Origin of the sequence: Phenylobacterium sp. (genome assembly GCF_025351295.1) — a bacterium.
Taxonomy (GTDB): Bacteria; Pseudomonadota; Alphaproteobacteria; order Caulobacterales; family Caulobacteraceae; genus Phenylobacterium.
Window position 1 is genome coordinate 1 of sequence record NZ_JANXWD010000166.1, and the last position, 23,611, is coordinate 23,611.

22 protein-coding genes are annotated in these 23,611 nt (G+C 69.4%); 9 read left to right on the top strand and 13 right to left on the bottom strand.

Translation table 11 applies throughout. The annotated features are described in order from the left end of the window. Window positions 1-168: 168 nt before the first annotated feature. Complete coding sequence (locus Q0R13_RS22045) at window positions 169-1,539, bottom strand: AAA family ATPase (RefSeq protein WP_293908071.1); 1,371 nt, start codon at window positions 1,537-1,539, stop codon at window positions 169-171. A gap of 350 nt (window positions 1,540-1,889) precedes the next feature. Here Q0R13_RS22045 and Q0R13_RS22050 point away from each other — a divergent pair, with 350 nt between their 5' ends. Together Q0R13_RS22050 and Q0R13_RS22055 are read left to right on the top strand one after the other, a co-directional pair. Beyond that, entirely contained in the window at window positions 1,890-3,197 is a 1,308-nt protein-coding gene (locus tag Q0R13_RS22050) for a Wzz/FepE/Etk N-terminal domain-containing protein (RefSeq protein ID WP_293908073.1), read from the top strand. Next, a complete protein-coding gene (locus Q0R13_RS22055; protein WP_293908075.1) occupies window positions 3,194-3,919 on the top strand; it encodes a CpsD/CapB family tyrosine-protein kinase in 726 nt (241 codons plus the stop codon). Before Q0R13_RS22050 ends, Q0R13_RS22055 begins: the two co-directional genes overlap by 4 nt. Before the next feature lie 105 nt (window positions 3,920-4,024). Here Q0R13_RS22055 and Q0R13_RS22060 read toward each other — a convergent pair whose 3' ends face one another. Both Q0R13_RS22060 and welK read right to left on the bottom strand, forming a co-directional pair. Next, window positions 4,025-5,674 carry an O-antigen ligase family protein gene (locus Q0R13_RS22060; protein ID WP_293908077.1) on the bottom strand — a complete coding sequence of 550 codons (1,650 nt, stop codon included), beginning with the start codon at window positions 5,672-5,674 and terminating at the stop codon, window positions 4,025-4,027. 73 nt (window positions 5,675-5,747) lie between these two features. Continuing rightward, window positions 5,748-6,791 carry a beta-1,4-glucuronosyltransferase WelK gene (welK, locus tag Q0R13_RS22065; protein WP_293908079.1) on the bottom strand — a complete coding sequence of 348 codons (1,044 nt, stop codon included), beginning with the start codon at window positions 6,789-6,791 and terminating at the stop codon, window positions 5,748-5,750. 167 nt (window positions 6,792-6,958) lie between these two features. Here welK and Q0R13_RS22070 point away from each other — a divergent pair, with 167 nt between their 5' ends. From Q0R13_RS22070 to Q0R13_RS22100, 7 genes are all read left to right on the top strand, one after another. Then, window positions 6,959-8,191 carry a Coenzyme F420 hydrogenase/dehydrogenase, beta subunit C-terminal domain gene (locus Q0R13_RS22070; RefSeq protein ID WP_293908081.1) on the top strand — a complete coding sequence of 411 codons (1,233 nt, stop codon included), beginning with the start codon at window positions 6,959-6,961 and terminating at the stop codon, window positions 8,189-8,191. A gap of 244 nt (window positions 8,192-8,435) precedes the next feature. Beyond that, window positions 8,436-9,512, top strand: a complete 1,077-nt coding sequence (locus Q0R13_RS22075) for a hypothetical protein (RefSeq protein ID WP_293908083.1) — start codon at window positions 8,436-8,438, stop codon at window positions 9,510-9,512. A gap of 16 nt (window positions 9,513-9,528) precedes the next feature. Further along, window positions 9,529-10,398: an SLBB domain-containing protein gene (locus Q0R13_RS22080; RefSeq protein WP_293908085.1), complete on the top strand. Its 870-nt coding sequence runs from the start codon at window positions 9,529-9,531 to the stop codon at window positions 10,396-10,398. 20 nt (window positions 10,399-10,418) lie between these two features. After that, window positions 10,419-11,780, top strand: coding sequence for a hypothetical protein (locus Q0R13_RS22085; RefSeq protein ID WP_293908087.1), 1,362 nt, complete (start codon window positions 10,419-10,421; stop codon window positions 11,778-11,780). Continuing rightward, the gene (locus Q0R13_RS22090) at window positions 11,777-12,511 is read left to right on the top strand and encodes a CpsD/CapB family tyrosine-protein kinase (protein WP_293908089.1); all 735 of its coding nucleotides are present in this window, start codon (window positions 11,777-11,779) and stop codon (window positions 12,509-12,511) included. Before Q0R13_RS22085 ends, Q0R13_RS22090 begins: the two co-directional genes overlap by 4 nt. An 8-nt stretch (window positions 12,512-12,519) precedes the next feature. Then, on the top strand, window positions 12,520-13,404 hold the full coding sequence (gene xrtV, locus Q0R13_RS22095) for an exosortase V (protein WP_366853448.1): 885 nt from the start codon (window positions 12,520-12,522) through the stop codon (window positions 13,402-13,404). Then, the gene (locus Q0R13_RS22100; RefSeq protein WP_293908093.1) at window positions 13,401-14,093 is read left to right on the top strand and encodes an exosortase C-terminal domain/associated protein EpsI; all 693 of its coding nucleotides are present in this window, start codon (window positions 13,401-13,403) and stop codon (window positions 14,091-14,093) included. The genes xrtV and Q0R13_RS22100 overlap by 4 nt, the downstream gene beginning before the upstream one ends. A gap of 11 nt (window positions 14,094-14,104) precedes the next feature. Here Q0R13_RS22100 and Q0R13_RS22105 read toward each other — a convergent pair whose 3' ends face one another. From Q0R13_RS22105 to Q0R13_RS22150, 10 genes are all read right to left on the bottom strand, one after another. Beyond that, on the bottom strand, window positions 14,105-14,470 hold the full coding sequence (locus Q0R13_RS22105) for a PilZ domain-containing protein (protein WP_293908095.1): 366 nt from the start codon (window positions 14,468-14,470) through the stop codon (window positions 14,105-14,107). A 74-nt stretch (window positions 14,471-14,544) separates the two neighbouring features. Beyond that, window positions 14,545-15,525, bottom strand: a complete 981-nt coding sequence (virB11, locus tag Q0R13_RS22110) for a P-type DNA transfer ATPase VirB11 (RefSeq protein WP_293908097.1) — start codon at window positions 15,523-15,525, stop codon at window positions 14,545-14,547. Window positions 15,526-15,549: 24 nt separating this feature from the next. Beyond that, window positions 15,550-16,623 carry a type IV secretion system protein VirB10 gene (virB10, locus tag Q0R13_RS22115; protein ID WP_293908178.1) on the bottom strand — a complete coding sequence of 358 codons (1,074 nt, stop codon included), beginning with the start codon at window positions 16,621-16,623 and terminating at the stop codon, window positions 15,550-15,552. After that, window positions 16,620-17,378, bottom strand: coding sequence for a TrbG/VirB9 family P-type conjugative transfer protein (locus tag Q0R13_RS22120; RefSeq protein ID WP_293908099.1), 759 nt, complete (start codon window positions 17,376-17,378; stop codon window positions 16,620-16,622). The genes virB10 and Q0R13_RS22120 overlap by 4 nt, the downstream gene beginning before the upstream one ends. Continuing rightward, entirely contained in the window at window positions 17,375-18,541 is a 1,167-nt protein-coding gene (locus tag Q0R13_RS22125) for a type IV secretion system protein (RefSeq protein WP_293908101.1), read from the bottom strand. The genes Q0R13_RS22120 and Q0R13_RS22125 overlap by 4 nt, the downstream gene beginning before the upstream one ends. A 25-nt stretch (window positions 18,542-18,566) precedes the next feature. Then, complete coding sequence (locus tag Q0R13_RS22130) at window positions 18,567-20,951, bottom strand: VirB4 family type IV secretion/conjugal transfer ATPase (RefSeq protein WP_293908103.1); 2,385 nt, start codon at window positions 20,949-20,951, stop codon at window positions 18,567-18,569. Beyond that, window positions 20,948-21,232: a type IV secretion system protein VirB3 gene (locus tag Q0R13_RS22135; protein ID WP_293908104.1), complete on the bottom strand. Its 285-nt coding sequence runs from the start codon at window positions 21,230-21,232 to the stop codon at window positions 20,948-20,950. Before Q0R13_RS22135 ends, Q0R13_RS22130 begins: the two co-directional genes overlap by 4 nt. Window positions 21,233-21,236: 4 nt before the next feature. Continuing rightward, complete coding sequence (locus Q0R13_RS22140; protein ID WP_366853452.1) at window positions 21,237-21,536, bottom strand: TrbC/VirB2 family protein; 300 nt, start codon at window positions 21,534-21,536, stop codon at window positions 21,237-21,239. 5 nt (window positions 21,537-21,541) lie between these two features. After that, a complete protein-coding gene (locus Q0R13_RS22145; RefSeq protein ID WP_293908107.1) occupies window positions 21,542-22,120 on the bottom strand; it encodes a lytic transglycosylase domain-containing protein in 579 nt (192 codons plus the stop codon). A gap of 76 nt (window positions 22,121-22,196) precedes the next feature. Then, complete coding sequence (locus tag Q0R13_RS22150) at window positions 22,197-23,225, bottom strand: alpha/beta hydrolase (RefSeq protein ID WP_293908109.1); 1,029 nt, start codon at window positions 23,223-23,225, stop codon at window positions 22,197-22,199. Window positions 23,226-23,611 lie beyond the last annotated feature (386 nt).

A 23,611-nucleotide genomic window follows, 5' to 3' on the forward strand; every position in this document is an offset into this window, starting at 1 on the left:
CGCTCGCGCTTCTGGTCGCCGCGATGATCGGGATCGTCGTCTGGAGCCGGATCGACGCCGGCCGCCACCATCGCGACAAGCGCGACGATCCGAACAAGAAGCCCTGACCCGACGCGTCCACGCTTCGCCGTGTGGCCGACCTCGCTCCCGCCGGCCTTGCTCGGTAGCCTAGGACCCGGTCGCCGCCCGCGCCTGTCTGGGATCCGGCTGGAAGTTGCGCTGCGCCCAGGTCATCCAGATGAGCGTCGGCAGCCCCTCCTCGACGAAGGTGAAGCGTCGTTCGCCGTCGCCGTCCTGCGACCGCTTCAGGATGCCTTCGGCCGTCAGGGTCTCGACGATCTCCTCGGCCTTGCGGGCGGTCACCTCGCCCGCGGCCACCATGTCGGCGGCCGAGATCGGGCCATCGATGCTGAGCGCGGCGCGCGCCGCCAGGGCCATGGATTCCGCCTGGCCCTTCTCGAACAGCCGCCGGACCTGGGCCTGGATCGGGGTCGGCACCCGGGCCTCGAACTCGCGCACCGCCTGACCGACCGCCTCGGCGACATCGGCCGGGATCACCGTGGCGCGGCCCTCGTCCAGGGCCACATGCCCCGCATGGTGGCAGAGCAGGTTCGCCAGATAGGGCGACCCCCGCGCCACTGTGACCACGGAGGCGCTGGCATCGGCGTCGAACTTGATGTCCGCCTCGCGTTCGCCGTTGGCGACGATCTGCAGGACCTCGGCCTCCGTCATCTTCGGGACCCGGAGGGAGAAGATGTTGCGGCGGATCGAGGGGATGTGCTCGACCAGTTCGGTCAGGTCGGCGGCGACCCCCGCCAGAACCAGCTGCACCCGGCCGAGCCGGTCCGACAGGTTCTTGATCAGCTCGGCGACGTCGCGTCGGAAGGAGCCGGACTCGGCGCGATCGAATTCGTCGAGGATGATGAGGACGCGGGTCCCGGTCAGCTTGGCGCAGAGGTCGCCGAACTTGCGCGGCGACAACGGCTCCGGCGGCAGCAGATCGGCGAGCGACGAGCCTTTTTCGGTCTCGGCGGCGGTCGGCGAGAAGCCGGAGTGGAACAGCAGCGGAATATCGGCGGCGGCGGCGCGGAAGGTCTCGTCGAAGTTCGAGTTGGCGCCGCACGAGGTATAGACGACGATGTAGCGCGCCTCGACGGCCGCCTGGCTCAGGATGTGCACCAGCGAGGTCTTGCCGATGCCGCGCTCGCCATAGAGCACGACGTGGAGGCGCTGGTCCTCGATCGAGCGGATGATGGTCTTCAGCACATCGTCGCGGCCGGCAAACAGGCGGCGGTCGGCGATGGGCTGCGAGGGCGTGAAGGCGTGGCGCAGCTTGGCGCGCACCGCGCTGAAGCGGTCGCCGCCCCGGCCGCTCATCTGGTCGCTGGCGGTGGTGTTGAACCGCGGCAGGCCGACCGGCTCGGCGCCCCTGCGGGCGTTGCCGCGGACCAGCGGCTTGACCACGGCGGAGTCGGAGGCCTCCGCAAGAGCCGCCTTGGGCGTCGGCGCCTTGCGCTTGAAGGGGTTCCAGCCGGCCAAACTCTTCTCCATCGTCGATGCGCGTCGGGACTATAGAACGCCTACGGGCGCGATCCGCTCACAGATGTCTCTTATGCCGCCGCCGTGCCTTCTGTTTGCTTAATCACTGGCCCACGTCGATTCTGAGGCGCCAGCGATCGCCGCGGCGGGCCCGGATTTCCGCCGGCGATCTTAACATTCCGGCGCCGAAAGGCCTGCTAGCGTTCCCCAGGGTCGGACGTGCGGCTTGCCGAGGCGTTGCGCCAAAGCGATGGCGTGCGTGTCGGCCGGTGACGATCCGCACCCTGTGCAACCGGCGCGGTCGTCAGCTATGTATCGCGTGACTCGCAGCCCGGTGACCCGCCTCCGCCATGAACCTCTGGCCGATCGTCCAAATCGTGTGGATACGACGGGTGATCGTCCTGGTCGTGACGGCGGCCTGCCTGCTGGGCGGGGCCTTCGTCGTCCTGACATCGTCGCCGAGATATCAGGCCTCCGCCAAGGTCGTGCTGGAATTCATCAAGCCGAACCCGATCACCGGCGAGTTCGTGTCCAGCAAGGAGTCGGACGCCTATGTGGCGTCGCAGATGCGAGCGATCCAGGACTATCAGGTCGCGGTTCCCGCCGCGGAGTCCCTCGGGTTGCTGGACAACGTCGATCTGCAGACCGCGTTCAGCGGCACTGCGGGCGTGGATCCGGACGAGTTCCCGCGCTGGGTCGCCCGGCGGATCATCGCCAGCACCAGCGTCAACCGGCTTGAGGACAGCAATATCCTGGTGATCACCCACACGTCGTCATCGCCGGTGCTGGCCGCGCAGATCGTCGACGCCATCCGCGCGGCCTATATCCAGTCGTCGCTCGACGAGAGCCGCTCCGGCGCGAGCGAGGGGGCCAAGGCGCTGTCGGCCCGCGCCGACACGATTCTGACGCGGCTGACCCAGCTGCAGGCCGCCAAGGCCGGCCTCGAGAAGCAGAATGGCGCGATGCCGTCCATGGAGGCGCGCCGCCTGGCGGACATGGTGATCGCCATTCGGCCGCCGGTGATCGAAAAGAACCCGGGGATTCCATCGGCCTCGCGCCTGCTGACCATCGAGGCGGCGCTCGCCGAGGCGACCAAGGTCCTGGGCCCCAACAATCCCCGCCTGAAGGCCATGATCGCGGCGCGCGATGCGACGAAGGCTGAGGTCGCGCGGGAGACCGCGATCCTCGGGGCCCTCGGCTCAGGCGCCGGGGTCGCCGAACGGGCCCGGCAGGGCGCGATCGAGATGCAGCGCGACAAGGTCCTGTCGCAGCGGCCACTGATGCTCCAGATCCGCCTCCTGCAGGACGAGATCGACAGCATGACGGAGACGCTCAAGGGCTTGAATACCAAGATCCTTGCGCTGCGGCAGCTGACGGCGCTGCAGCAGGCCAGCCTCGCCCCGCTGGGCCCGCCGGAGCCCAAGATGCAGGCGGTCTTTCCGAACCCCTGGCTGATCCTCGGGGGCACGGGCTTCCTTGGCCTGTCCCTGGGCGTTCTGCTTGCGATCCTGACCGAGTTGCTGAATCGCCGGGTGCGGAATGCGCGGGACCTCGAGGCCTCGGTGGGCGCCTCGATCCTCGGCGTCGTCCCGAACCTCGCCGGCCGCAAGGCGCGGGGCGCCATGAAGCTGTTCGCACGGCGCGCGGCCGCCGCATGATCGGATGGGCGAAGCGGCGCGCCGCGACGACCGCGCCGGTCGCGGCGGAACCGGTCATTGCCGCTCGGCCCGCGTCCGAGCCGGGGGTCTATGAGATCTCGCCGGCCCTCGCGACGGTCGCCCTGCCATCGAGTGCGGCGGCGGACGCTTTCCATCGGATCGCCCACGAGGTGAAGGAGCGTCACCTTGGCGATGGCCGCCGCGGATTGGCGCTCTGCGGCCCGTCATCCGGAACGGGCGTCACCTTCACCGCCGCCAACCTGGCCGTCGCCCTGGCGCAAGCCGGGGTCGCGACCCTTCTGGTGGAAGCCAACATGCGCAATCCTACCTTGGACCAGATCATTCGCCCGCGGTCCGCCTCCGCCGGTTTGCAGCAGGTGCTGCGATCGGAGCTGGACCCGCGCGACCTCGTCCAGGAGGACGTGCTGCCCAACCTGTCGCTGATGTTCGCGGGCGGCGCGTCGCGCGATGCCGACCAGCTGGTCGCCGGAGAGCGGTTTCGCGCCTTCATCGGCGCAAGCCTGCGGGACTACGCCTGCACGATCGTCGACACGCCGCCGGCCAACCGATCCGCCGACGCCCGTTCGATCGCCGTCGCCGTCGGATACGCGATCATCGTGGGACGCCGCAGTTTCAGCTTTGTGGACGATACCGAGCTGTTGGCGCGGCAGTTGGCGCAGGACGGCGTCTCGGTGGTCGGCTCGATCCTCAACGGCGCCTAGAGCGCGTCAGGCGAAAGTGAATTCCGGTTTCGCCGCCCGACGCACTCTAATTCAAAGAGTTAGAGCCTTTCTGGTCCACGTGAATCCACTTGAACCAGAAAGGCTCTAGCGCACGCGCACCCTCGCCAGCCGGTTGGCGCGTTTCGCGACGGCGCGCAGATCGGCGCCGGGCAGCGGGCGGAGTTTGCTCGCGCGATAGGTCAGCGCGACGGTGGCGCCCAGCATCATGAAGATGAGCGGATGATTGGCATCCTGACTGAAGGCGATCTTCACGATCACGAAATTCAGCAGCGCCACGGACATCGGCAGCAACAATCCGAATTCGCGGTCCTGTCCCATGTTTACGACCGTGCGCGCGGCTGAAAAGGCGCCCCGCAGCATCAGGCCGTAGTAGACGATAAATCCGGCGACGCCGATCTCAAGCAGTACTGTCAGCCAATAGGAATCGATCGTCAGTTCTCCAGCGAGATTCCTGAACCCCAGCGTCTCCGCACCCTGGCCAATGCCGTGTCCGATCGGATTCAGAATGATCTTCGGAATACCCATCGACCACTGGTCCAGGCGGCCCTGGGTGCTGGCCTGCTGGGAGCCGCGCCCCCAGAACTTGTATTTGAGCTTGTCGACCAGAAAGGTCGCCGCGATGAAGGCGGCGAACAGCGCCGGGTAGCTCATCACGATCACCGGCGCGAGCAGGCTAGTCTTCTGCTGACGCCACCGCAACGCCGCCCAGATCAGCAGATAGAACATCACCGACGCGCAACCGGCGACGACGCCGAGGCGAGAGTCCGTCAGCAGGATCACATAGACGAACAGCGGCAGCAGGACTGCGGCGGCAAGGCGGAGCTGCCAGGCGTGCTTGCCGATCAGGAAATGCATGGTGAACGGCATGGACAGGCCCAGCAGTTCGGAGAGGCCAAGCGGGGTCGTTGCCGTCGCCTTGACCCGATAGTTGCCGTCCAGAGTGTTGAAGGTCGGCCTGAGGATCTTCTGCACGACCGGATCGTCGACCGACAGGAACGACGGGATGTGGCCCACCCAGGGCAGGATCTGCAGGCGGTCTTCCCAGATGGCCATCGCACACATGATGGTCAGCATGACGAGCAGCATGCGGACCCAAAGATCCGCAAAACCCGGGCGGCTGAACAGGTAGCAGCTGACGAAGAAGATCCCGGCGTAGTTCAGCATGGCGAGCGAATATCGGTTCAGCGACGTGCCGGGATCGGACGAGAGCAGGATCGATCCCGTCCACAGCGCGATGAGGATCAGCATGAAGCGATAGGTCAGCGCGTCGGCCCCCAGGATCGTCCGCAATTCCGTCCGGAAGGGCCTCGATATGGACAGGCAGGCCAACAGGGTGAGCACCAGGGGCACGCCCGTAAGCCGGGCCACCGTGATCCAGGGCAGGTTGCCGAGCGCCAGCGCCAGGTAGTTGGGCCAGAGCAGCAAGGCCGCAAAGTAGGCGATGAACAGCGGTTCGAGCGCTGAGATCGGCGCATAGTCGCCCAGTGGAAGGCACCAGAGGATGAGGCTGGTCACCGCGACGGCCGGTACGACGAACGGCATCATTCTCGCGGGGGCATAGATGCCGAACGCGAAGCCGTACGCCGCGCAGGCGACGGCCAGGAAGATATACAGCAGGAACCGGCGCAGCCGTGGCGACGAGCCCCGGTAACCCGCCAGCAGCGGTTGCGCCATGGTGTCGGCCTGCGAACGGCCGGTCCAGCGGCGTAGGGTTGCTACCAGGGTTCGGATCATGGCTTGTCGCCCTGGCGATACCGGGGATGTCCTGGGCGTACAAGCATGCCGTGCCGGGGTCCGGAAGCGTCGTTCATCGGCGGCGCGGCGTCAGCCCCTCGATCAGCGTCTCGAGATGGGCCATCAGGGCCTGCGGGTCGGTGGTCGCCAGGACCGGCGTCCGGGCCCGGGCGTCGATCAGCGCCTGGCGCAGCTCGTCCGGCGTGTTGGCGACCAGCGCCAGGCCGCGCGCCGCGAAGGCCTCGGTTATCTCCGCCTGATGATCGTCGTAATGTTCGCCAAGGCTAGAGAGGCGGGGCATGGCGATGACCTGGCAGCCCTGGCGAAGCGCGGTGATCAGCGAGCCGGTGCCGCCGTGGCAGACCACGATGCTGGCGTCGCGCAGGATCGACTGCACCTCGTCGAAGGGCAGGGTCTCCGACACCTCGAGGCCGTCCGGCGCGTGACCCCCGACGCCGGTCTGGACGATCACCCGCTCGGGAATCGCGCCCTCCGACTTCAGGGCCGCCACGCTGTCCACCAGCCGGTCGAAGGGCAGGGTGGCGCCCACCGTCGCGAACAGCAGATCCTGCTTGGGCGGCGGGTCGCCCTCCAGCATGCGGAAGGGATCGAACACCCTGGCGCGCGGGTAGTGGGCGGCGAGCTTGGCGGACTGGACCACCATGTCGTGCGCCAGGGGGCCGGCGATCCGGCCGAACAGGGACGGCCCCTCGAACCGCGCGAACGATTCGATGACCACCACATGGGCGCCGGTGAGCCGGCCCCAGAGGACAGGAAAGATCACCGCCCCGGCCCCGGTGGAGATCACCAGGTCCGGCCGTTCGCGCAGCATGAAGTTCAGCGAGCGGAACAGGCTCGCGACCGCGCGGCCGATCATCCGGAACGGCGCGCCCAGCTTGGCCTGGCCCCAGGCGAAGTGGGGGACGAAGTGGGTGCGGTGTTCCCGGGCCAGGGTCTGTCCGAGCGCCGTGTCCTCGGTGACGAAGAAATAGTCATGGCGCGACCAGACCGGCTGCAGATCGAGCAGCTGGCGCACATGGCCGCCGCCGGACGCCGCCAGGCAGATGCGCAGACGCTTGGGCGAAGCGGAGGGCTCGCCTGTGGCCACGGCTGACATTCAAACGCCCTTCAGATGACTCGCGCTATCTATCGACCCGACCCGCGTAAAGGAGTGCTGAACCGAACGGGCACTAAATCGCCGCGGCGCCAGGTTGGCGTGCGCGCGATGCGGCTGACAGGCCGCTGCGGGCGCCCTACACCCGCAAGCCTCGGAAGTCAGGACTCATGCAGCCAGCCTCGGCCAAGTCGCCCACCGTCACCCGCGTCCTGAACGGCGAGCTCTGCACCGGGTGCGGACTGTGCGCCGCGCTGGCCCCGCAGGCCATCCGCATGGAGTCCGCGCCGCCTGGCTACGCGCGTCCGCTGCAGATAGGCGGCGTCACCCCGGAGACCGAGCGCAGGATCGCCGACAGCTGCCCGGGGGCGGTCGTGGAGCCCTGGCAGGGCGCGCCGAACACCCATCCCACCTGGGGCCCGTGGCGGCGGGTCATGACCGGCGCCTCGACCGACCCGAAGGTCCGCTTCGAAGCCTCGTCCGGAGGCGCCATCTCGGGGTTGCTGATCCACGCCCTGGAAAGCGGCCTGGTGGATCGGGTGCTGCACATTGCGCCCGACCCTGCCGACCCGACGCGGAATGTGAACGCCATCTCACGATCCGGAGAGGAGATTCTGGCCCGCGCCGGCTCGCGGTACACCGCCTCCTCACCATTGGCGGCGATCGAGCAGGCGCTCGCCGACGGCGGGGCCATGGCGTTCGTCGGCAAGCCCTGCGACGTCTCGGCGCTGCGCCGGCTCGCGCGGCAGGATGCGCGTGTCGCGCGCCATGTGCCGATCGTCCTGTCGTTCTTCTGCGGCGGGATGCCCAGCCATGGCGGCGTCGGCCGGATCCTGAACGCCCTGGGGGTCCCGGCCGAGGAGGTGGTCGAGTTCCGCTATCGGGGGCGCGGCTGGCCCGGGGCATGCGTGGCCCGCTCCGAGCGTCGCACCGCGGAGATGAGCTATGCCGACAGCTGGGGCTCGCACCTCTCGAAAGAGGTGCAGTTCCGTTGCAAGATCTGTCCCGACGCGGTCGGCGGGGTCGCCGACATCGCCTGCGCCGACGCCTGGTATGGCGACGAGGAGGGCTATCCCAGCTTCGAAGAGCAGGAAGGCCGTAGCCTGATCGTCACCCGGACCGAGGCCGGCGACCGGCTGATCGATTCGGCGCTGGCGGCCGGCCGGATCGAGGCCGAACCCCTGCCCATCGAGGAGGTCGGCAAGATGCAGCCGTCCCAGGCGCGGCGAAAACGCCTGATCCTGGCGCGGACGGCGGCGCTGCCGCTGACCTTGCAGCCGCGGCCGCGGATGCGCGGCCTGAGGGTGGCCCAGGCGGCGCGTGAAGCCTCGCTGGCGGACGCGGCGCGGAACTTGCTCGGCACCATTCGGCGCACCCTCAAAGGCACACGTAGCCGCCTCTGACCCAGGGTCCTGCGATATAGGTTTTCGGTCTCTTAGCTGATAGTTAGCAACTCTTGGGGAAATGGTTTCCGCGGTGCTGGAGCAAGTTGGGATGCGGCTGAGGCCATGGGCTCTTGGGGCGTTGGCGTGCGCGTGCGGAGGCGGCGTGGCTCATGCCCAGACCGCACCCGCGTCGCCGCCGCCCTTGACTGGAACGCGGGAGTTTCACGCCTCAACCAGCCTTCGCGCGGTCTATGACAGCAACGTGTCGCGCACGAGCACGGCCCTGGCCGCGACGCGGGGCATCGTGCGCCAGGACTACACGCTCGAGCCCACGGTCTCGGTCGACCTGGTCCAGCCGATCGGCCGGCAGGAGGTGTTCCTGAACGCCGTGACCGGCTACGATTTCCATCGGGAGAACACCCAGCTGAATCGCGGCCGGGCCAGCCTGGAGGGTGGCTACGTCACCTCCCTGGGGATCTGCCAGGGCTCCGCCATCGAGACCTATTCGGCCTCGCAGAGCGACCTGGCGCAGATCGATTCGACCCAGGGCCTGAAGAACCTGCGCGAAACCTACGGCACCGCGGTCGGGGTGCAGTGCGGCCTGGCGCAGGGGATCCAGGGCGGCGTCCACGCCCAGCGCCAGGAAACCTTCAACTCCGCACAGGTGCAGAGGACGGCCGACAATACCGTCAGGAGCCTGGGGGCGGAACTGGGCTACGGTAATGCAACCCTGGGCAAGGTCTCGCTGATCTACAACTATTCCGAAAACCAGCTCCCGAACCAGATCATCCCCGGCCAGCCGGTCGGGAACGGGTTCTTCAGCACGACCTACGGGGTGAACCTCCAGCACAGCTTCGGCTCGCGGCTGCAGGTCGGCGGCAATATCGGGCGGACCCTGGTCAAGCGCGGGTTCGCGCCGCCCGGGGTGAAGCCGAAGTTCAGCAGCACCACCTATTCCGGCCAGGCGTCATACCGGTTCGGCAACAACCTCGAGATCGATGTCGGCGCCGCCAGGGCCGTGCTGCCCACGTCGCGGGCGGGAAAGCTGTACGACATCACCACCTCGGGGCAGATCAACGCCCACTACAGGCTGGGCACGCGCATCGGCGTCAACGCCGGCTATCGGATCGCGGACGTGAAATCCAACGTCGACACGACCACGACCTTCAGGGTGATTACGAACTCGCGCAGCTACACGACGTCGGGCTCCGTAACTTACCGGCAGAGCCGACACGTCTCCTTAGGAGTCGATGTCGTTTATGATGATCGCAACACCAATCTGCCAGAGTTCAACTACACAGCTACGCGCGTCGGCCTAATGGCCACGTTTGAATTCTAAGCCTGGAAAACAGCCTATGAGCGCCCGGACCTTCCTCGTCTCCCTCGCCGCGGCCGCGATGGCCCTGATCGGCCCGGGCCTGGCTTCGGCCCAGCCGGCCGCGATGCCGTCGCAGGCCGGATCGGTCGCCCCGCCGGTCACCGCGCCCCCGGCGCAAGGCATCATCGCGGGGGCCGACCTTACGTCGTCGGCCTATGTGCTCGGCCGCGACGACGTGGTCGAGGTAGGCCTGCTGGGCGGCGTCGGCGGCTTCGGCGGTCGCGCCCGCGTGCAGGCCGACGGCACCATCCAGCTGACGATGATCGGCAAGGTGGTTGCCGTCGACCACACCACCGCCGAACTCTCGGACACCATCCGCAAGGCGCTGAAGGACGGCGGCTTCTACGCCGACCCCGTGGTGACCATCGAGGTGGTGGGCTACGCCAGCCGCTACGTGACCGTGCTGGGCGCTGTCGGCTCGCCGGGCCTGGTGCCGATCAACCGGCCGTATCGCCTGTCGGAGATCCTGGCCCGCGTCGGAGGGGTCCGCGAGGGCGCCGCCGATTTCCTGATCGTGCGCCCCGACAATGGCCCTGAAAAGCGGCTGTACATTCGTGACCTGGCGACCGGGGACGACAAGCAGGATCCCTATGTCAGGCCCGGCGACAAGATCTTCTCCCCGGTGGCCGAAACCTACTACCTCAACGGGGCGGTCAAATCGCCTGGCGCGTTCTCGATGAAGACCGACCTGACCTTCCGCATGGCGCTCGCCAAGGCCGGTGGCGTCACCGAGACCGGTTCAGAAAAGAAGTTCACGGTGATGCGCGCCGGCAAGAAGACGAAGGTCAATCTGGACGACAAGGTCGAGGCTGGCGACGTCATCAACTTCGGCGAAAAGCTGTTCTAGGGACCTGGAAGGCAAGCTCGATGAACATCTTCCACTTCCTTAGAATCATCTGGGCCTACCGGCTCCTGATCCTGGCCTCGGCGGTGATCTGTTTCGTGACCGGCACCGCGGTTGTGGAACTGGTGAAGCCTCGATATGAGGCCCAGTCGCGCGTGATGCTGGACGTCATCAAGCCCGACCCGATCACCGGCGAGGTAATCTCGTCGGCGTTCATGCGCGCCTACACCAAGACCCAGACCGAGATGATCAAGGACCAGCAGGTCGCGCGCATGGCCGCGCAGGACCTCAAGTGGGACAAGGATCCGGCGATCCAGAAGGCCTATCGCAATCGCAGCACCGGTCGCGACCTGGACTTCATGGCCTGGGCGACCCAGCGGGTGCAGGACGGCGCCGACGCTAATGTGATCATGGGCAGCAACATCCTGGAAATTACCTACGCCTCCAGTTCGCCGGAAGAGGCCAAGCGGGTCTCCGACGCCTTGCTGAAGGCCTATATGGACATGACCCTGCAGAGCCGTCGCGAGACCGCGCGGCGCAATGCGGAGTGGTACGAGGCGCAGGCCGAAAAGGCCAAGGCGATGCTGTTCACCGCCGAAGGCTCGAAGGCCGCCTTCGAGCGGGCGAATGGGATCGTCCTGCAGGACGACAAGATCGACCTCGACAGCGCCAGGCTGTCGGCCCTGGCGGCTCAGGGCTCGGGCCCGATGATCGCGCCGCCGAGCGCCGGGACGTCGCCGGCCGCCACCCAGCTGGCCACCTTCGACGCCGAGCTCGCCGAGCTCTCCAAGTCGCTCGGTCCGAACCATCCCCAGCTTCTCCAGCTGAAGCTGCGGCGCAGCCTGCTCGCCCAGCAGGTGGCCAATGAACGCAACAACGCCGCCACCAACGGCGGCGCGGCGCTTAACGCCGCGCGCGCCTCCTCCGGGCTGCTGGAGCAGCAGAAGGCCAAGGTGATGGGGCAGCGGGAGAAGGTGGAGCAACTGCGGCTCATGCAGGACGAGATCGACCTGCGGCGTGACCAGTACAACAAGTCCGTGGCGCGCGCCGCGCAGCTGCGTCAGGAATCCCAGGTCGCCGACGCCGGCGTGGTCCCGCTTGCCAACGCCGTGACGCCGCAGGACCCGGTGTTCCCCAAGAAGCTGCTGATCATGGGCGTCTCGGTGCCCGCGGGCATTGGCCTGGGCATCTTCATCGCGATCCTGCTGGAGCTGCTTGGGCGGCGGGTCCGCAGCGTCGAGGACCTGAGCGCGGCCGCCTCGGCGCCGGTGCTGGCGGTGATCCGCAATCCGAACCGGCGGACGCGAGCCCGCCGTGACGCGCCGCGGGGTGTGGGCTCCAGCCCCCGCCGCACGCGCGCGGCGCGCGGGGCTGCCCGCGCATGAGTTCGACTGAGACGCCTTCGACGCCCACCGTGGAGGTGGCCGGTTCCGCCGCCGCGATCCTGCCGGGCGCGACCGGTCCCGACGTGGAGCTGAAGTACGAGTTTTCGCCGGACCTGGTGACGCTCACCGACGCCAGGCCGGCGGAGGCGGAAGCCATTCGCACGGTGCGCACCCACATCATGGCGCAACACCTGGCGGACGGTCGTCGCGGGATCGCGATCTGTGCGGCTACGCCGGGGGTCGGATGCTCGTTCACGGCCGCCAACCTGGCGGTCGCCCTGTCCCAGGTCGGTATCGCCACCCTGCTGATCGACGCCGACCTGCGGGCGCCGCAGATCGAGAGCTTCATCGATCCGGGCGGCCCGACCGCGGGCCTCAAGCAGTACCTCGAGACGCCCGACGCCCGCCCCGGCGACTTCATTCACGACGGCGTGCTGCCGAACCTGTCGGTCATGTACGCGGGCGGCGTGGCGGACAACGCCCAGGAACTGCTGGGCAGCGATCGATTCAAGAGCCTCGTCGATCGCTACCTGCGGGACTTCGAGTTCACGATCATCGACACGCCGGCGGCAAGCAAGGTCGCCGATGCGCTGCGAATCTCCTCGATGATCGGCTATACCCTGATCGTCGCGAAGGCCCACTCGACCCGTTTCAACGACGTCTCGCTGTTGGCAAAGCAATTGCAGGAGGATGGGGCCGAAGTGGTCGGCACTGTCCTAAATGAGGTCTGACGGCGGATATGGCTGAGCTGGCCGGGCGACAGGAAGAACCCGCGAGTTGGGTTGGTAGGCTGGTCGCGGAAACCCCGCTGATCGTGGCCGCGCTTTTTCTGGCGGGGCCCACCTTCCTGCGGCTTGGGCAGCAGGTATGGTCGCATGAGTTCGGCGCCCACGGGCCGATCGTGCTCGCGACCGGGGCCTGGCTGCTCTGGCGCCGGATCCCCGGCATGGCCGAGGCCGCCCAGCGCGGCAACCCCGTGGTGACCGTCTCGCTGACCATCGCCGCGCTGCTGGTCTATGTGGTGGGCCGCGCCTACGACCTGATCAGCCTGGAAGCGGCCGGTGTCTACGGGTTCGGGGTGGCGATCCTCTACGACCGCTTTGGGCTGCGACAGCTGCTGGTGAACTGGTTCCCGATCTTCTACCTGGGCCTGCTCCTGCCGGTGCCGGGCTGGATGCTCGACGAGTTCACCGCGCCGCTGAAGCTCCTGGTCTCGACGCTTGCGGCGCATCTGGTCGAACCGCTTGGGATTCCGCTGTTCCGGGAGGGGGTGACGATGACCGTCGGGCCCTACCAGTTGCTGGTGGAAGACGCCTGCTCGGGGCTGAATTCCCTGATCGGCCTGATCGCCATCACCCTGTTCTACATCTACCTGCTCCGGAACGCCGGCTGGCGGTACTCGCTGTTCCTGGTCTGCCTGATCATCCCGATCGCGATCGCGGCCAACGTCGTCCGGATCTTCACCCTCATCCTGCTCACCTTCTACTTCGGGGATGCGGTGGGGCAGGGCTTCCTGCATGTGACAGCAGGCCTGTTCCTGTTCGCGCTGTCCTTGCTGCTGATGTTCGTGATCGACAACGTGGCGTCACGGTTCTGGGCTATGGCGAAGGCGAGACGAGCATGATGCGGCGCCGCGACCTCATTCTGGCCGGGCTCGGCGTGGGCGCCTTTGCGGCCGCCGAGGCCTTGCGGCCGCGTCGCCGGCTGCTGCTGCTGCGGCACGGCACGACCATGGAGACGACGATCCCGCGGAGCTTCCCGGGCTGGGAGGCCGAGACGGCCGGAAACCTCGTCGGACCGGAGCAGGCCGGCAAGCTGGCCCGCAGCCTCTACAGCGAGACCATCGCGCGCCTGTACTACGAAGAGGCGACCGGCGCCGGCGTGATGCTGCTGGCCGCCTATGGCGACACACAGAGCGACCTGCTACAGTTGCACCGCCCCGAGAGCTGCTATCCGGCAGTGGGGTTCACGCTGCGCATGACCCGCTCGTTCGACATGCGCCTGCCTGGCGGCGGTACGCTGCCCGCCCGCCAGGTGATCGCCACGACCGAGGAGCGGACCGAGAATATCGTCTACTGGACGCGCATGGGCGAGGCCCTGCCGCAGACCGGGGGCCAGCAGCGGATCGCCCGCCTGGACAACGCGGTGCAGGGCTTTGTCCCCGACGGGATCCTCGTGCGCTGTTCTATCCTGGGGGACTCCGATGCAGGCTTCAAGGTCCTGGACCGCTTCGTGCCCGCGATGCTGAGGGCCATTCCGCAGAACAGGCTCCCGGCGCTGCTCGGGACGAAACTCGCGCGCCGGTTCGTCTAGGCGACCGGCCCTCAGGGGGCCGGCGGCCGGTTCGGCTGCAGCGCCATCCAGGCCTCGCGCACCGTCACCAGGTGCGGCTCAACCGTCGGGGCCACCAGCGCGTGGGTCCGTTCCAGCGACATTCCCGCCAAGTCCCCGCGCCGCCACTTCAGGATGACCTCGAAGGCATTGCCCGCCTCGAGGTGCAGCAGGACGAAACGCGGCGACAGCTTGTGGACGTGCGACAGCTCGATCTTGGCGCCGCTGGCGCTGAGGTCCTTGATCACGCAGTCCGCCCACAGCGCCAGACCCTGGCCCTGGAACACCCGCGCACGTGCGTCGAGCGCGACGCGGGGTTCGCCGCGTCGCTCAAGATGGGCCTGGTGAAACCTGCTCATGGCGCCACCGTACACCCCATGTGCTTACGCTTCGTTTTCCTCGCCGCTGACCGCGGCGGCCCAGTGGCGCGTCCTCAGCGTGGCCGGAAGCGGACCTCGCTCACCCGGCGGGCGCCTGCGATGCGGTCCAGTTGCACGACCACGTCGATCACCCGGCTGACATAGGTCTGCACCTTGTCCCAGCCCAGGTCGATGCCGGAGGTCAGGGCCAGCAGGGCGATCTGGTCCAGCGCGCCGGCCGGGCTGTCGGCGTGGACGGTGGTGAGCGAGCCGGGGTGGCCGCTGTTGACGGCGCGCAGGAAGGCGAAGGCCTCGCGGCCGCGCAACTCGCCCAGCAGGATGCGATCAGGGCGCAGGCGAAGGGCGGCGGCCAGCAGGGTGTCGGCGTCGACCCGGGCCTCGCCCAGCTCACCACGCACCGCCACCAGGCCCACGCTGTTGGGATGGTCGAGACGGACCTCGGGGGCGTCCTCGATCACCACCAGCCGCTCGTTGCGGTCGATCTCCTTGACCAGGGCGTTCAGCAGGGTGGTCTTGCCGCTGCCGGTGCCGCCCGAGATGACGATGGTCTTGCGGCGGCGCACGGCGGCCTTGAGGAAGGCGGCGTGGTCGCCGGTGTTCAGCAGGGCCTCCAACTCGGCGTCTGCCAGGGCGTCGCGGGCCGGATCGGTGCGCGCGGCGGCGTCGAACAGGCCGTCGCGGGCCAGGTCGCCGACGCTGAGGTCGGAGATCAGGTGCTTGCGCACCGCCAGGGCTAGGCCGCCGCGGGTGGCGGGCGGCGAGACCACCTGCACCCGCGAGCCGTCGGGCAGGGTGGCCGAGAGCAGGGGCTGTTCGCGGTTGACGCCCTGGTGGCTGGCGGCGGCGATCTGGCGGGCCAGGCGCTGAAGGGCGACCTCGGTCAACTCGTCGGCCGGCTCGCGGCACATGGCCCCGCCCGTGGTCTCGACCCAGACCTCGCCAGGCCGATTGATCAGCACGTCGGTGACGTCCGGCCGCGACAGCCACGGCGCCAGCGGGGCCAAGTAGGCGCTGAGGTAGACGTTTGCACTCATCGGGAGGCGCTCATCGCGGCGCGCTCATCGGGCGACGGCGGAGAAGTCCAGGTCGCGGGCCACGAACACCTGCACCGGCGCGCCCTGGGCCACCTTGATGGTGTCGGGGATGTCGATCTGCTTCTGCAGGGCGATCGAGGCGACCTGGTTGGCCTGGGTCGGCGAGCCGATGACCAGGGTGTTGTTGCTGCCGCTGCCGCTGGCGCTGTTGGCCAGGGCCTGGGCGCCGGCGGTGATCACCGACAGCAGGATCGAGGCGCCGAAACGCTGGAAGAAGTGCTGGTCGACCTCGCCGTCCAGGCCACCGCGACCCAGGCGGTCGGTGGCCGGCGAGCCCACGTCGATGGTCACGCCGGTGGGGCTGATGATCCGGGTCCAGACCACGAAGGCCCGGGTCTGGCCGACCGCGGCGGCGGACTTGTACTGGCCCACCAGCTTGGAGCCGCGCGGGATCAGCACCTGGCTACCGTCGAAACTGCGCACGTCGCGGCTGACCACCGCGCGGACCGAGCCAGGCAGGTCGGAGTTGATCGCCGTCTCCAGCACCGCGGCGATCACCGCCCCCTGGGGCACGGTGCGGCCAAGGCCGTACATCTGGCTGGCGTGGGCGACGTCGGAGCCGCTGCCGCCGGTCACGCGGGCGGCGAAGCGCTCGTCGGCCGACTGGCGGGTCTCGTTAGCGGGCGGCGCGGACGCGGTCGTCGCCTGGGCCAGCTGCACCGGCGTGGCGTCGGGCGAGGCGCTGAAATCCACCACCATGGCCGGGGCTCGCCAGTGCGCCTCGGCCGGATCGGCCGACGGGGCGACGGAGGCCTGGAGCACCGGGGCCGGGGCCGGGGCGACGGGCGGGGGGGCGGGCATGGACGGGGCGACGCCGGCCGACCTGACCGGTGCGGCGACGGCAGGCTGGGCGGTCTGGGCATGGGCTTGGCGGCTGCCGGAGAGGCCGTTGAACACCACGAAGCCCAGGACGCCGGCGCCGATCAGGCCGGCCCACAGGGTGACCGGCGAATCCGGCGCCTGGACGCGCGGGCGGGCGGCCTCGCCGTGGGCGAAGACCGGGCTGAGGTCCTGCGGGGTCTCGTCCTTGCGCGTCATCGCCGCCACCACGGATCCTTCTTGCGCTGGCGCAGCGCACTGGCTTCCTCGATCTTGAAGCCGTCGTTGTAGATCCTGGTGACCTCGCTGCCACGCCGCAGCACGAAGCCGCGGGCGATGCGGTCGACCACCACATAGCCGTCCCGCTGGCGGGTGTTGACCACCGCCTCGCCGCCATCGGGATCGACCGCGAAGATCGCCGGCATGTCCTCTTCGGCGCGGAAGGCGAAATAGGTGTCCTGGCCGTCGTCGAACACCTTCACCGGCAGGGCGTGGGTCGAGCCGTCGTAGGAATAGGCGGCGTTGCGCTCGACCGGCGGCGGGGGTGGCTGTGGGCGCGCGATCATCGCCACCGCCGGTTCGGCATAGAGGAAGCGGACGCTGAACGGGGTCGACCGTCCCTGGGCCTTGGCGCGCACGCTGAGCTGGAAATTGTAGCGGCGCAGGTTGGTCACCACCGTCATGTTGGTGTCCGGTCGGCGCGCCATGGGCTTGATGAACAGCAGGTTGGCGCGGCGATTGGGGGTCACCTGCCAGCCCAGCGAATCGCCGATGGCGACGTTCTCGATGTGCTCGGCCGGGTCGAACTCGACCGAGAGCTGGTAGCCCAGGGCGGCATGCAGCTCGACCACCCCGGCGGGATCGTAGTCGACCACATGGATGCGCGGGTCGCCCGGCCCGGGGCGCGGCACGACCGCCAGGGCCGGCGCGGCCGCCAGGGCCAGCACGAGCGCCAAGGCTGGCGCGCGGATCATCGCATGACTCCGGCGCGTCGGGCGGCAAAGGCGGGGCGGCGGTAGGCGTCGCCCAGGCGGCGACCTTCGTCGACGGTGACCGAAATCTCTCGGCGGGTCGCGCCAGCGGCCGCGGCTGTCGCGGCGGCGCGCGTGCGGGCGGCGCCCTGGGCCTGATCGCGCTGCAGGTCCAGGGCCAGCCGTTCGGCGCGGGAGGGGAGCGGCGATTGCGGGAAGGCCACGGCTTCGGGCCGGGGCGCGGCCGGTTCGCTGGCGCGGTTCGCGGCGCTGGCGGCAAAGCTGGGCAGGCGGAAGCCCATGGCCATGACGCAGGCGCCGATCACCAGGGCGGCCTGGCCGAAGCCGAACACGAACACCAGGGCCGCGGCGCTCATGGCGGTCTGCGGATCCAGCTGCAGGCCGACCCGCTGCGCGGCCAGGGCCTCGATCCACGGCTGCAGCACCGACAGCATCAGCACGATCAGCAGCCAGGCCACCAGGGGCGTCAGGGCCGCGGCCGCCAGGGCCCGCACCCAGCCGACGAACAGGCCCCGGGTGGCCGGGATCAGCGCCAGGGCGATGAACACCGGCCCCACGGCGGTCAGGATGCCGATGGCCAGGGTAGCGGCCGAGATCACTCCGGCCCCGGAGAGGAACAGGACGCCGGTGGCGGCGGCGGTGGCCTCGGCGGCGGCGGCCTGCGGGCTGGAATAGGACCTGGCGGCCGCGCCGGCGATCTTGCCGTAGGCGGCGCCCGTCTGGCTGAACTCGTCGTAGGCGGCTTGCAGCCCGTCGATCGGGTGGGCGGCCAGGGTCGAGGCGCCGCCGGCCTGCAACGGCGTCGAGGCCAGGGCGGCGATCTCGACCGGGGCGCGATCGGCCAGGTCGAACACCACCGCCTGGAAGGTCGACCAGCTGGTCACCAGGGCCAGGATCGCCCCGATCTTCAGGCCGATGATCGGGGCGTCGGACAGGCGCGTATTGCCCTGGGCGAACAGCATCCGGTAGCCGACCAGAGCCACATAGATGGTCAGCAGCGCGGTGAGCGCGCTCTGGAACACCGACGAGCCGGAGGTCAGCGCCATGTAGCCGCCCTGGGCGTAGGCGCGGGTCTGGCAGTCGACCGTGTAGAGGACGCCGCGGATGACGCCGTCGTCGACCATGCTGGCGCAGGCTGCCGTCATCCTGCGAAGCCTTGGCGAAGGAGGATCATGCGGCGCTCCGGCCTTCCATGAAGGTGGACAGCCAGGCGGCGGGCGCGTCGCCCACCTGGGATCGCAGCGCGTCCAGGCGGCGCACGGTGCGCTCGGTGCCGGCCAGGACCGCCAGCTCGCCGGTCAGGCCGGAGAGGTCCAGGCGGGCCACCACGCTGTGGTCGCCGCGCTTGATCAGGAAGCAGCGCGAGGTGTCGGGCAGGGTGCGGACCAGTTCGAACTCGTGCTCGGTCAGGCCGAAGCCGTCGACGTAGTCTGAGGCCTTGGCGCGCGGGTTGGGGAAGAACACCTGGGTGGCGGCCTGTTCGATGATCGCCGAGGCGATGCGGCTCTCCAGGGCGTCGGACGCGCTCTGGGTGCAGAAGCCGACCAGGCCGTTGCGCTTGCGGATGGTCTTTTCCCAGTCCTTGATCCGGCGCACGAACACCGGGTCGTCCAGGACCTTCCAGCCCTCGTCGACGATGAACATGGCGGGCGAGCCGTCCAGCCGCTGCTCCAGGCGGTGGAACAGGTACATCATCGCCGGTATGCGGATGGTCGGGCTGTCCAGCAGCTTGGTCATGTCGAAACCCAGGATGCGGGTCTCGATGTCGAGCTGGTCGGTGGCGTTGTCGAAAAGCCAGGCGTGGTCGCCGCCCTCGCACCAGGCGGCCAGGCGGGCGGCAAGGTCGCCGGAGCTGGGCCGCCGCGCGCCACGGAACAGCTCGCGCAGATAACGCAGGCGGCGATGGTTCAGCGGCTGGGCGAAGTTGGCGTCCAGGGCGTCGGCGATCATCGCGCGGTCGTCGGCGGTGAGCGCGTCGCCGTCGGCGGTCAGCAGCTGGGCGACCCATTCGGACAGGAAGGCGCGGTTGCCGGGGGTGTCGGGCAGGGCCAGCGGGTTGAGGCCGGTGGGCTCGCCGGGCGAGATCACGTCATAGCGGCCGCCGATGGCGCGGATGAACGGCTCGGCGCCGCGGTCCTTGTCGAAATAGGCGATGCGCGGCTTCAGCCGCTCGGCCTGGGCCAGCAGGAAGGTCAGCAGCACCGTCTTGCCGGAGCCCGAGGGGCCGATGACGGTGAAGTTGCCCAGGTCGCCGTGGTGGAAGTTGAAGTGGTAGGGGCCGAAGGCGGTAGTCTCGAGGACCGCGATGGCCGGGCCCCAGTGGTTGCCGTCGGCCTGGCCGGTCGGGTGGTTGTGGAAGCTGGCGAGGCCCGCGAAATTGCCGGCCGAGATCAGAGCTTTCCGCGCGATATATTTGAAATTGGCTGGGAATTGTGCCCAGAAGGCCGGTTCCAGATTGACGTCCTCGCGCACGGCCACGGCGCCGGCCTCGGCCAGCGACGACTGGATGTCGGCGACGCCCTGGTCCAGCTCCTCCAGGCTCTCGGCCTTGGCCAGGATGGTCAGGTGGTGCTCGCCATAGGCCGCGCGGCCGGCGCCCACGTCGTCGCGGGCCTGGGCCAGTTCGCCACGCAGGGAGAAGGCGTCGTCCTCGGCGGCCTTGAGACGCCGCAACGCCAGGCCCATGCGGTCCAGGGCCGCCTGGCGATCCACGAAGGCGAAGCTCTCAGTGAGCACCATCTCCATGGGCAGGCGCAGGACCCCGTCCAGCAGGCCCGGCGCCGTGCGGGCCGGATAGTCCTTCATCGAGACCATGGCCCCGAACGCCGCGCCGTCCGGGCCGCCGCCGAACTCCATGGCGTCGAGGCCGAAGCTGAGGCGCCGCGTGGCGATGGCGTTGGAGAGGTCGCCGGTCGGGGCCAGCACCGGCTTGAGCTCGCCGTTCAGCAGCAGGCTGAGGAACTCGGCCGGCTCGGAGCGCTGGGCGCCGCCGCCGGCGGTGTAGAGGCCGAGCGTGCGCGCGCCATAGGGGCTGAGCGCGGCGGCGAAGGCCTCGCGGGTGGCGTGGAGGTCGCGCAGGTCGCGGCCGATGTCGGCGTCGCGGGCGCGGGGGCCCTTCATCAGCCGCTCCAGGACGCCGCCGGCCCCCTGGGTGGGGCGCAGCACCAGGCTGAGGAAGATGTCGTTGACGTACAGCCGGCGGCTGGCGAGCTGCTCGCGCCAGCGGGCGTCGAGCGCCGCGCAGAACGGCTCCTCCGGCCCATCCGGGAAAGCCGGCGTCACCCGCCGTCGGACCACGTGGTGATAGACCGCCAGGCGCGAGCTGGCTGCGCCGCGCAGCACGGTCTCGCGGATCGCCTTGCGATAGTTCAGCTCCTCGTCCGGCGCGGTCTCGAACGGGAAGCCGGCCAGGTGCAGCGTCTGGACCAGCAGGCCGTCGCGGGTCTGCAAGGTCACGTCGTCCAGGTGGCCGGCATAGGGCAGGCGGTCGCCGACTGCGGCCTCGCGGGGCGCCAGCACCTTGGCCGCGCCGGTGGTGAGGTAGGTCCGGCTCATGGCCGGTACGAATTCCCGCGCCAGAAGCCGTGGTTCTTCACCCGCGGGCAGGTGCGCAGGCGGGTCACCCAGAGGTCGAAGAACCGCGGCTCGCGCAGGGAGCCGACATAGCCGATGGCGTGCAGCACCACCGCGATCCCCAGCACCCAGAACGAGCGGGTGATCAGGAACGCCTCGCCGGTGACGATCAGGTTCAGCACCGCATAGGGATAGGTCACGCCGCCGATCATTTGGGGCCGCGTCAGCGCCGCGAAGACGGGATCGGAGGCGAGGCGGCTCATGGCGTCAGCCTCCCGCCAGGGAGCGGATGCCGGCGACGATGGTCACCGCGCCAAAGATGATGAAGGCCCCGACCACCACCACCAGGCCGCGCCGCCATTCGATCCGGCCGGTCAGCATCAAGAACCCCACCGCCGCCACCGCGATCACCGCGGCGCTGGTGGCGATGTTGCCGAGCAGGGTGCCCTGCACCCAGTTCAGCGCCGCCAGCAATGGCGAGGAACCGGCCGGGTCGCCGCCGCCCTGGGCGTAGGCGGGGCTGGCGGCGATCGCGGCCAGGGCGGCCAGGGGGACGAGCTTGTTCATGGGCCTCACTCGCCGCGCCCGCCGAGCGCGGCGGCTGCGGCCACGCGCGCCAGGATCGCACGCACATAGGTCTGGGTCTCGGCATAGGGCGGGACGTCGCCGTAGCGGTCCACCGCCTGCGGGCCGGCGTTGTAGGCGGCCAGGGCCAGGCGCAGGTCGCCGTAGCGGCGGATCTGCTGGGCCAGATAGGCCGCGCCGCCATCGATATTGGCCTTCAGGTCGGCGGCGTCGACGCCCAGCGTGATCGCCGTGGCGGGCATCAGCTGCATCACGCCCCGGGCGCCTCGGGGCGAGATCGCGGCCTGATTGTAGCGGGACTCCTGCCAGGCCACGGCCTCGACCACCGGGACGGGCACGGCGTGGCGGGCGGCGGACTCCTGGATCGCGGCGGCCACCTCGGCCGGTGTGGCGCGGCTGGTGGCCGCCGGCGCCGATGGGGCGATAGGGCGGACGCCCTCGCTGGAGAACAGCTGCGGGCCGGAATAGGTGACGACCGCGCCGTCGTCGCCGATCGCCAGCACCTGGGCGAACGCCGAAGGCGCCTGCGCGAGGAGCAGGCCGCAGATGGCCCCGCCGATCGTCAAACACACGCCTCTGCGAGCCATGCTACGCCCCAACTTGAAGGGGCAGCTTAGACCATCCACCCCGCGACGGGCCAGATCACTTCGTCACGGGGGGCGCGGCCCCGAATGGCTGGTCGGTGGTGGTGGTCGTCTCGCTGGGCGCCAGGGCCTCCGGCGGGGTGTTCGCGCGGGCCGCCTGGACCATCGCAAGCACCGCGTCGATCACCACCTCCGGCCGGTCGTTCATCATCAGATGGGAGGAGAGCACGGTCCGCTGCCAGCCGTGCAGGAAGCTGAACGCCAGCCGCTGGTGCTGCAGTTCCCAGATCGACTGGGGATTGCCGTAACCGACCTTCGGGGCCGAGGCGGCGGTGTCGGAGGCGGTGATCACATAGACGGGGATATAGTTCAGCAGGTCGTTGAGCCGGATCGCCTGGTCCGAGGTGCGCCCGAAGATCTCGTCCAGTTCGGAGAGCTGGTTGCGCCAGATGTCCGGCCGCAGCGCGATCTCGAGTCCGTGGGGCGAGGTCCTGGCCGAGACGCAGCCGCTCCACTGGGGGTCCTCGAACGGCCGCTTGGGCTGGGCTTGCGAGGCCTCCAGGCAGCGCGTCACCCGGCGGCGGATCCCGTCCAGGCCGTCGCCGAGCGACTGGGGCGAGCGGCGTTCCACCGTCGGATCGAGCAGCACCAGGCCCTTGACCTCCTGCGGCCGCCGGGCGGCGAACAGCCGGGCATAGAGGCCGCCGGCGGAATGGCCGACCAGGATGAACGGGCCCTTTTCGCCGGCCGCCTGCAGCGCCAGGTCCAGGTCGCGGGCGATCGACGCCCCGTCGCGCGGCAGGGGGCCGGGATCGCTGTACTCGTAGCCGGCCCGGTCATAGGCGCAGGCCCGCGTGGTCTTCGATACGGTCGGCGCCACCTTGCCCCAGGCTGCGCCACCCGAGCCCCAGCCCGCCTCGAACAGCACCGTCGGCGCGCCGTGCCCGCTGCATCGCAGGTTGATGACCCGGTCGTCCGGCAGGCGCACCAGCCGCGCGGGGCCCGGGTCGGCCGCCGCGGCCGACGAGCGCGCCAGCCCGCCGTCGCCGCAACCGCTGAGCAGGGCGGCGACGACCGCAACGGCCATCAGGATCGTCCGGCGCAAAGTCACGCTATCGCCTCTTCGTTCGCAGGGCTGGAGACGGCCGCAAGGCCGCGCCTCACTGTTGAGGCACGCCTCGCACATCCACAAGGCGCCGGCATGGCGCGGGCCGCCGGTCGGCGAGGTCGTGGCGGTGGCTGCGGCGTTGACCTATTCTCCCGCCGGCAAGCCGGGTGGCGATTCTTGTGGCGCCCGATCGCGCCGTCGCCGTCCACGGCGGCACAATGGCGGCGGCACGGACCTTGCTTGCACTGCTATGACGCTAGAGCGCGTCAGGCGAAATTGGATCCCGGTTTCGCCGTCCGACGCGCTCTAATTCAACGAGTTAGAGCCTTTTTATCCGGTTCAAGTGAGTCCACCTGAACCAGAAA

What these genes read in the sequence shown, in the direction of transcription:
- Q0R13_RS22085 (WP_293908087.1), top strand. Translation starts at nt 10,419, where the DNA reads ATGAACATCTTCCACTTCCTTAGAATCATCTGGGCCTACCGGCTCCTG.
- virB11 (WP_293908097.1), bottom strand. Translation starts at nt 15,525, where the DNA reads ATGAGTGCAAACGTCTACCTCAGCGCCTACTTGGCCCCGCTGGCGCCG.
- Q0R13_RS22070 (WP_293908081.1), top strand. Translation starts at nt 6,959, where the DNA reads ATGCAGCCAGCCTCGGCCAAGTCGCCCACCGTCACCCGCGTCCTGAAC.
- Q0R13_RS22130 (WP_293908103.1), bottom strand. Translation starts at nt 20,951, where the DNA reads ATGAGCCGGACCTACCTCACCACCGGCGCGGCCAAGGTGCTGGCGCCC.
- welK (WP_293908079.1), bottom strand. Translation starts at nt 6,791, where the DNA reads ATGTCAGCCGTGGCCACAGGCGAGCCCTCCGCTTCGCCCAAGCGTCTG.
- Q0R13_RS22120 (WP_293908099.1), bottom strand. Translation starts at nt 17,378, where the DNA reads ATGATCCGCGCGCCAGCCTTGGCGCTCGTGCTGGCCCTGGCGGCCGCG.
- virB10 (WP_293908178.1), bottom strand. Translation starts at nt 16,623, where the DNA reads ATGACGCGCAAGGACGAGACCCCGCAGGACCTCAGCCCGGTCTTCGCC.
- Q0R13_RS22055 (WP_293908075.1), top strand. Translation starts at nt 3,194, where the DNA reads ATGATCGGATGGGCGAAGCGGCGCGCCGCGACGACCGCGCCGGTCGCG.
- Q0R13_RS22135 (WP_293908104.1), bottom strand. Translation starts at nt 21,232, where the DNA reads ATGAGCCGCCTCGCCTCCGATCCCGTCTTCGCGGCGCTGACGCGGCCC.
- Q0R13_RS22105 (WP_293908095.1), bottom strand. Translation starts at nt 14,470, where the DNA reads ATGAGCAGGTTTCACCAGGCCCATCTTGAGCGACGCGGCGAACCCCGC.
- Q0R13_RS22060 (WP_293908077.1), bottom strand. Translation starts at nt 5,674, where the DNA reads ATGATCCGAACCCTGGTAGCAACCCTACGCCGCTGGACCGGCCGTTCG.
- Q0R13_RS22125 (WP_293908101.1), bottom strand. Translation starts at nt 18,541, where the DNA reads ATGACGGCAGCCTGCGCCAGCATGGTCGACGACGGCGTCATCCGCGGC.
- Q0R13_RS22090 (WP_293908089.1), top strand. Translation starts at nt 11,777, where the DNA reads ATGAGTTCGACTGAGACGCCTTCGACGCCCACCGTGGAGGTGGCCGGT.
- Q0R13_RS22100 (WP_293908093.1), top strand. Translation starts at nt 13,401, where the DNA reads ATGATGCGGCGCCGCGACCTCATTCTGGCCGGGCTCGGCGTGGGCGCC.
- Q0R13_RS22140 (WP_366853452.1), bottom strand. Translation starts at nt 21,536, where the DNA reads ATGAACAAGCTCGTCCCCCTGGCCGCCCTGGCCGCGATCGCCGCCAGC.
- Q0R13_RS22150 (WP_293908109.1), bottom strand. Translation starts at nt 23,225, where the DNA reads ATGGCCGTTGCGGTCGTCGCCGCCCTGCTCAGCGGTTGCGGCGACGGC.
- Q0R13_RS22050 (WP_293908073.1), top strand. Translation starts at nt 1,890, where the DNA reads ATGAACCTCTGGCCGATCGTCCAAATCGTGTGGATACGACGGGTGATC.
- Q0R13_RS22080 (WP_293908085.1), top strand. Translation starts at nt 9,529, where the DNA reads ATGAGCGCCCGGACCTTCCTCGTCTCCCTCGCCGCGGCCGCGATGGCC.
- xrtV (WP_366853448.1), top strand. Translation starts at nt 12,520, where the DNA reads ATGGCTGAGCTGGCCGGGCGACAGGAAGAACCCGCGAGTTGGGTTGGT.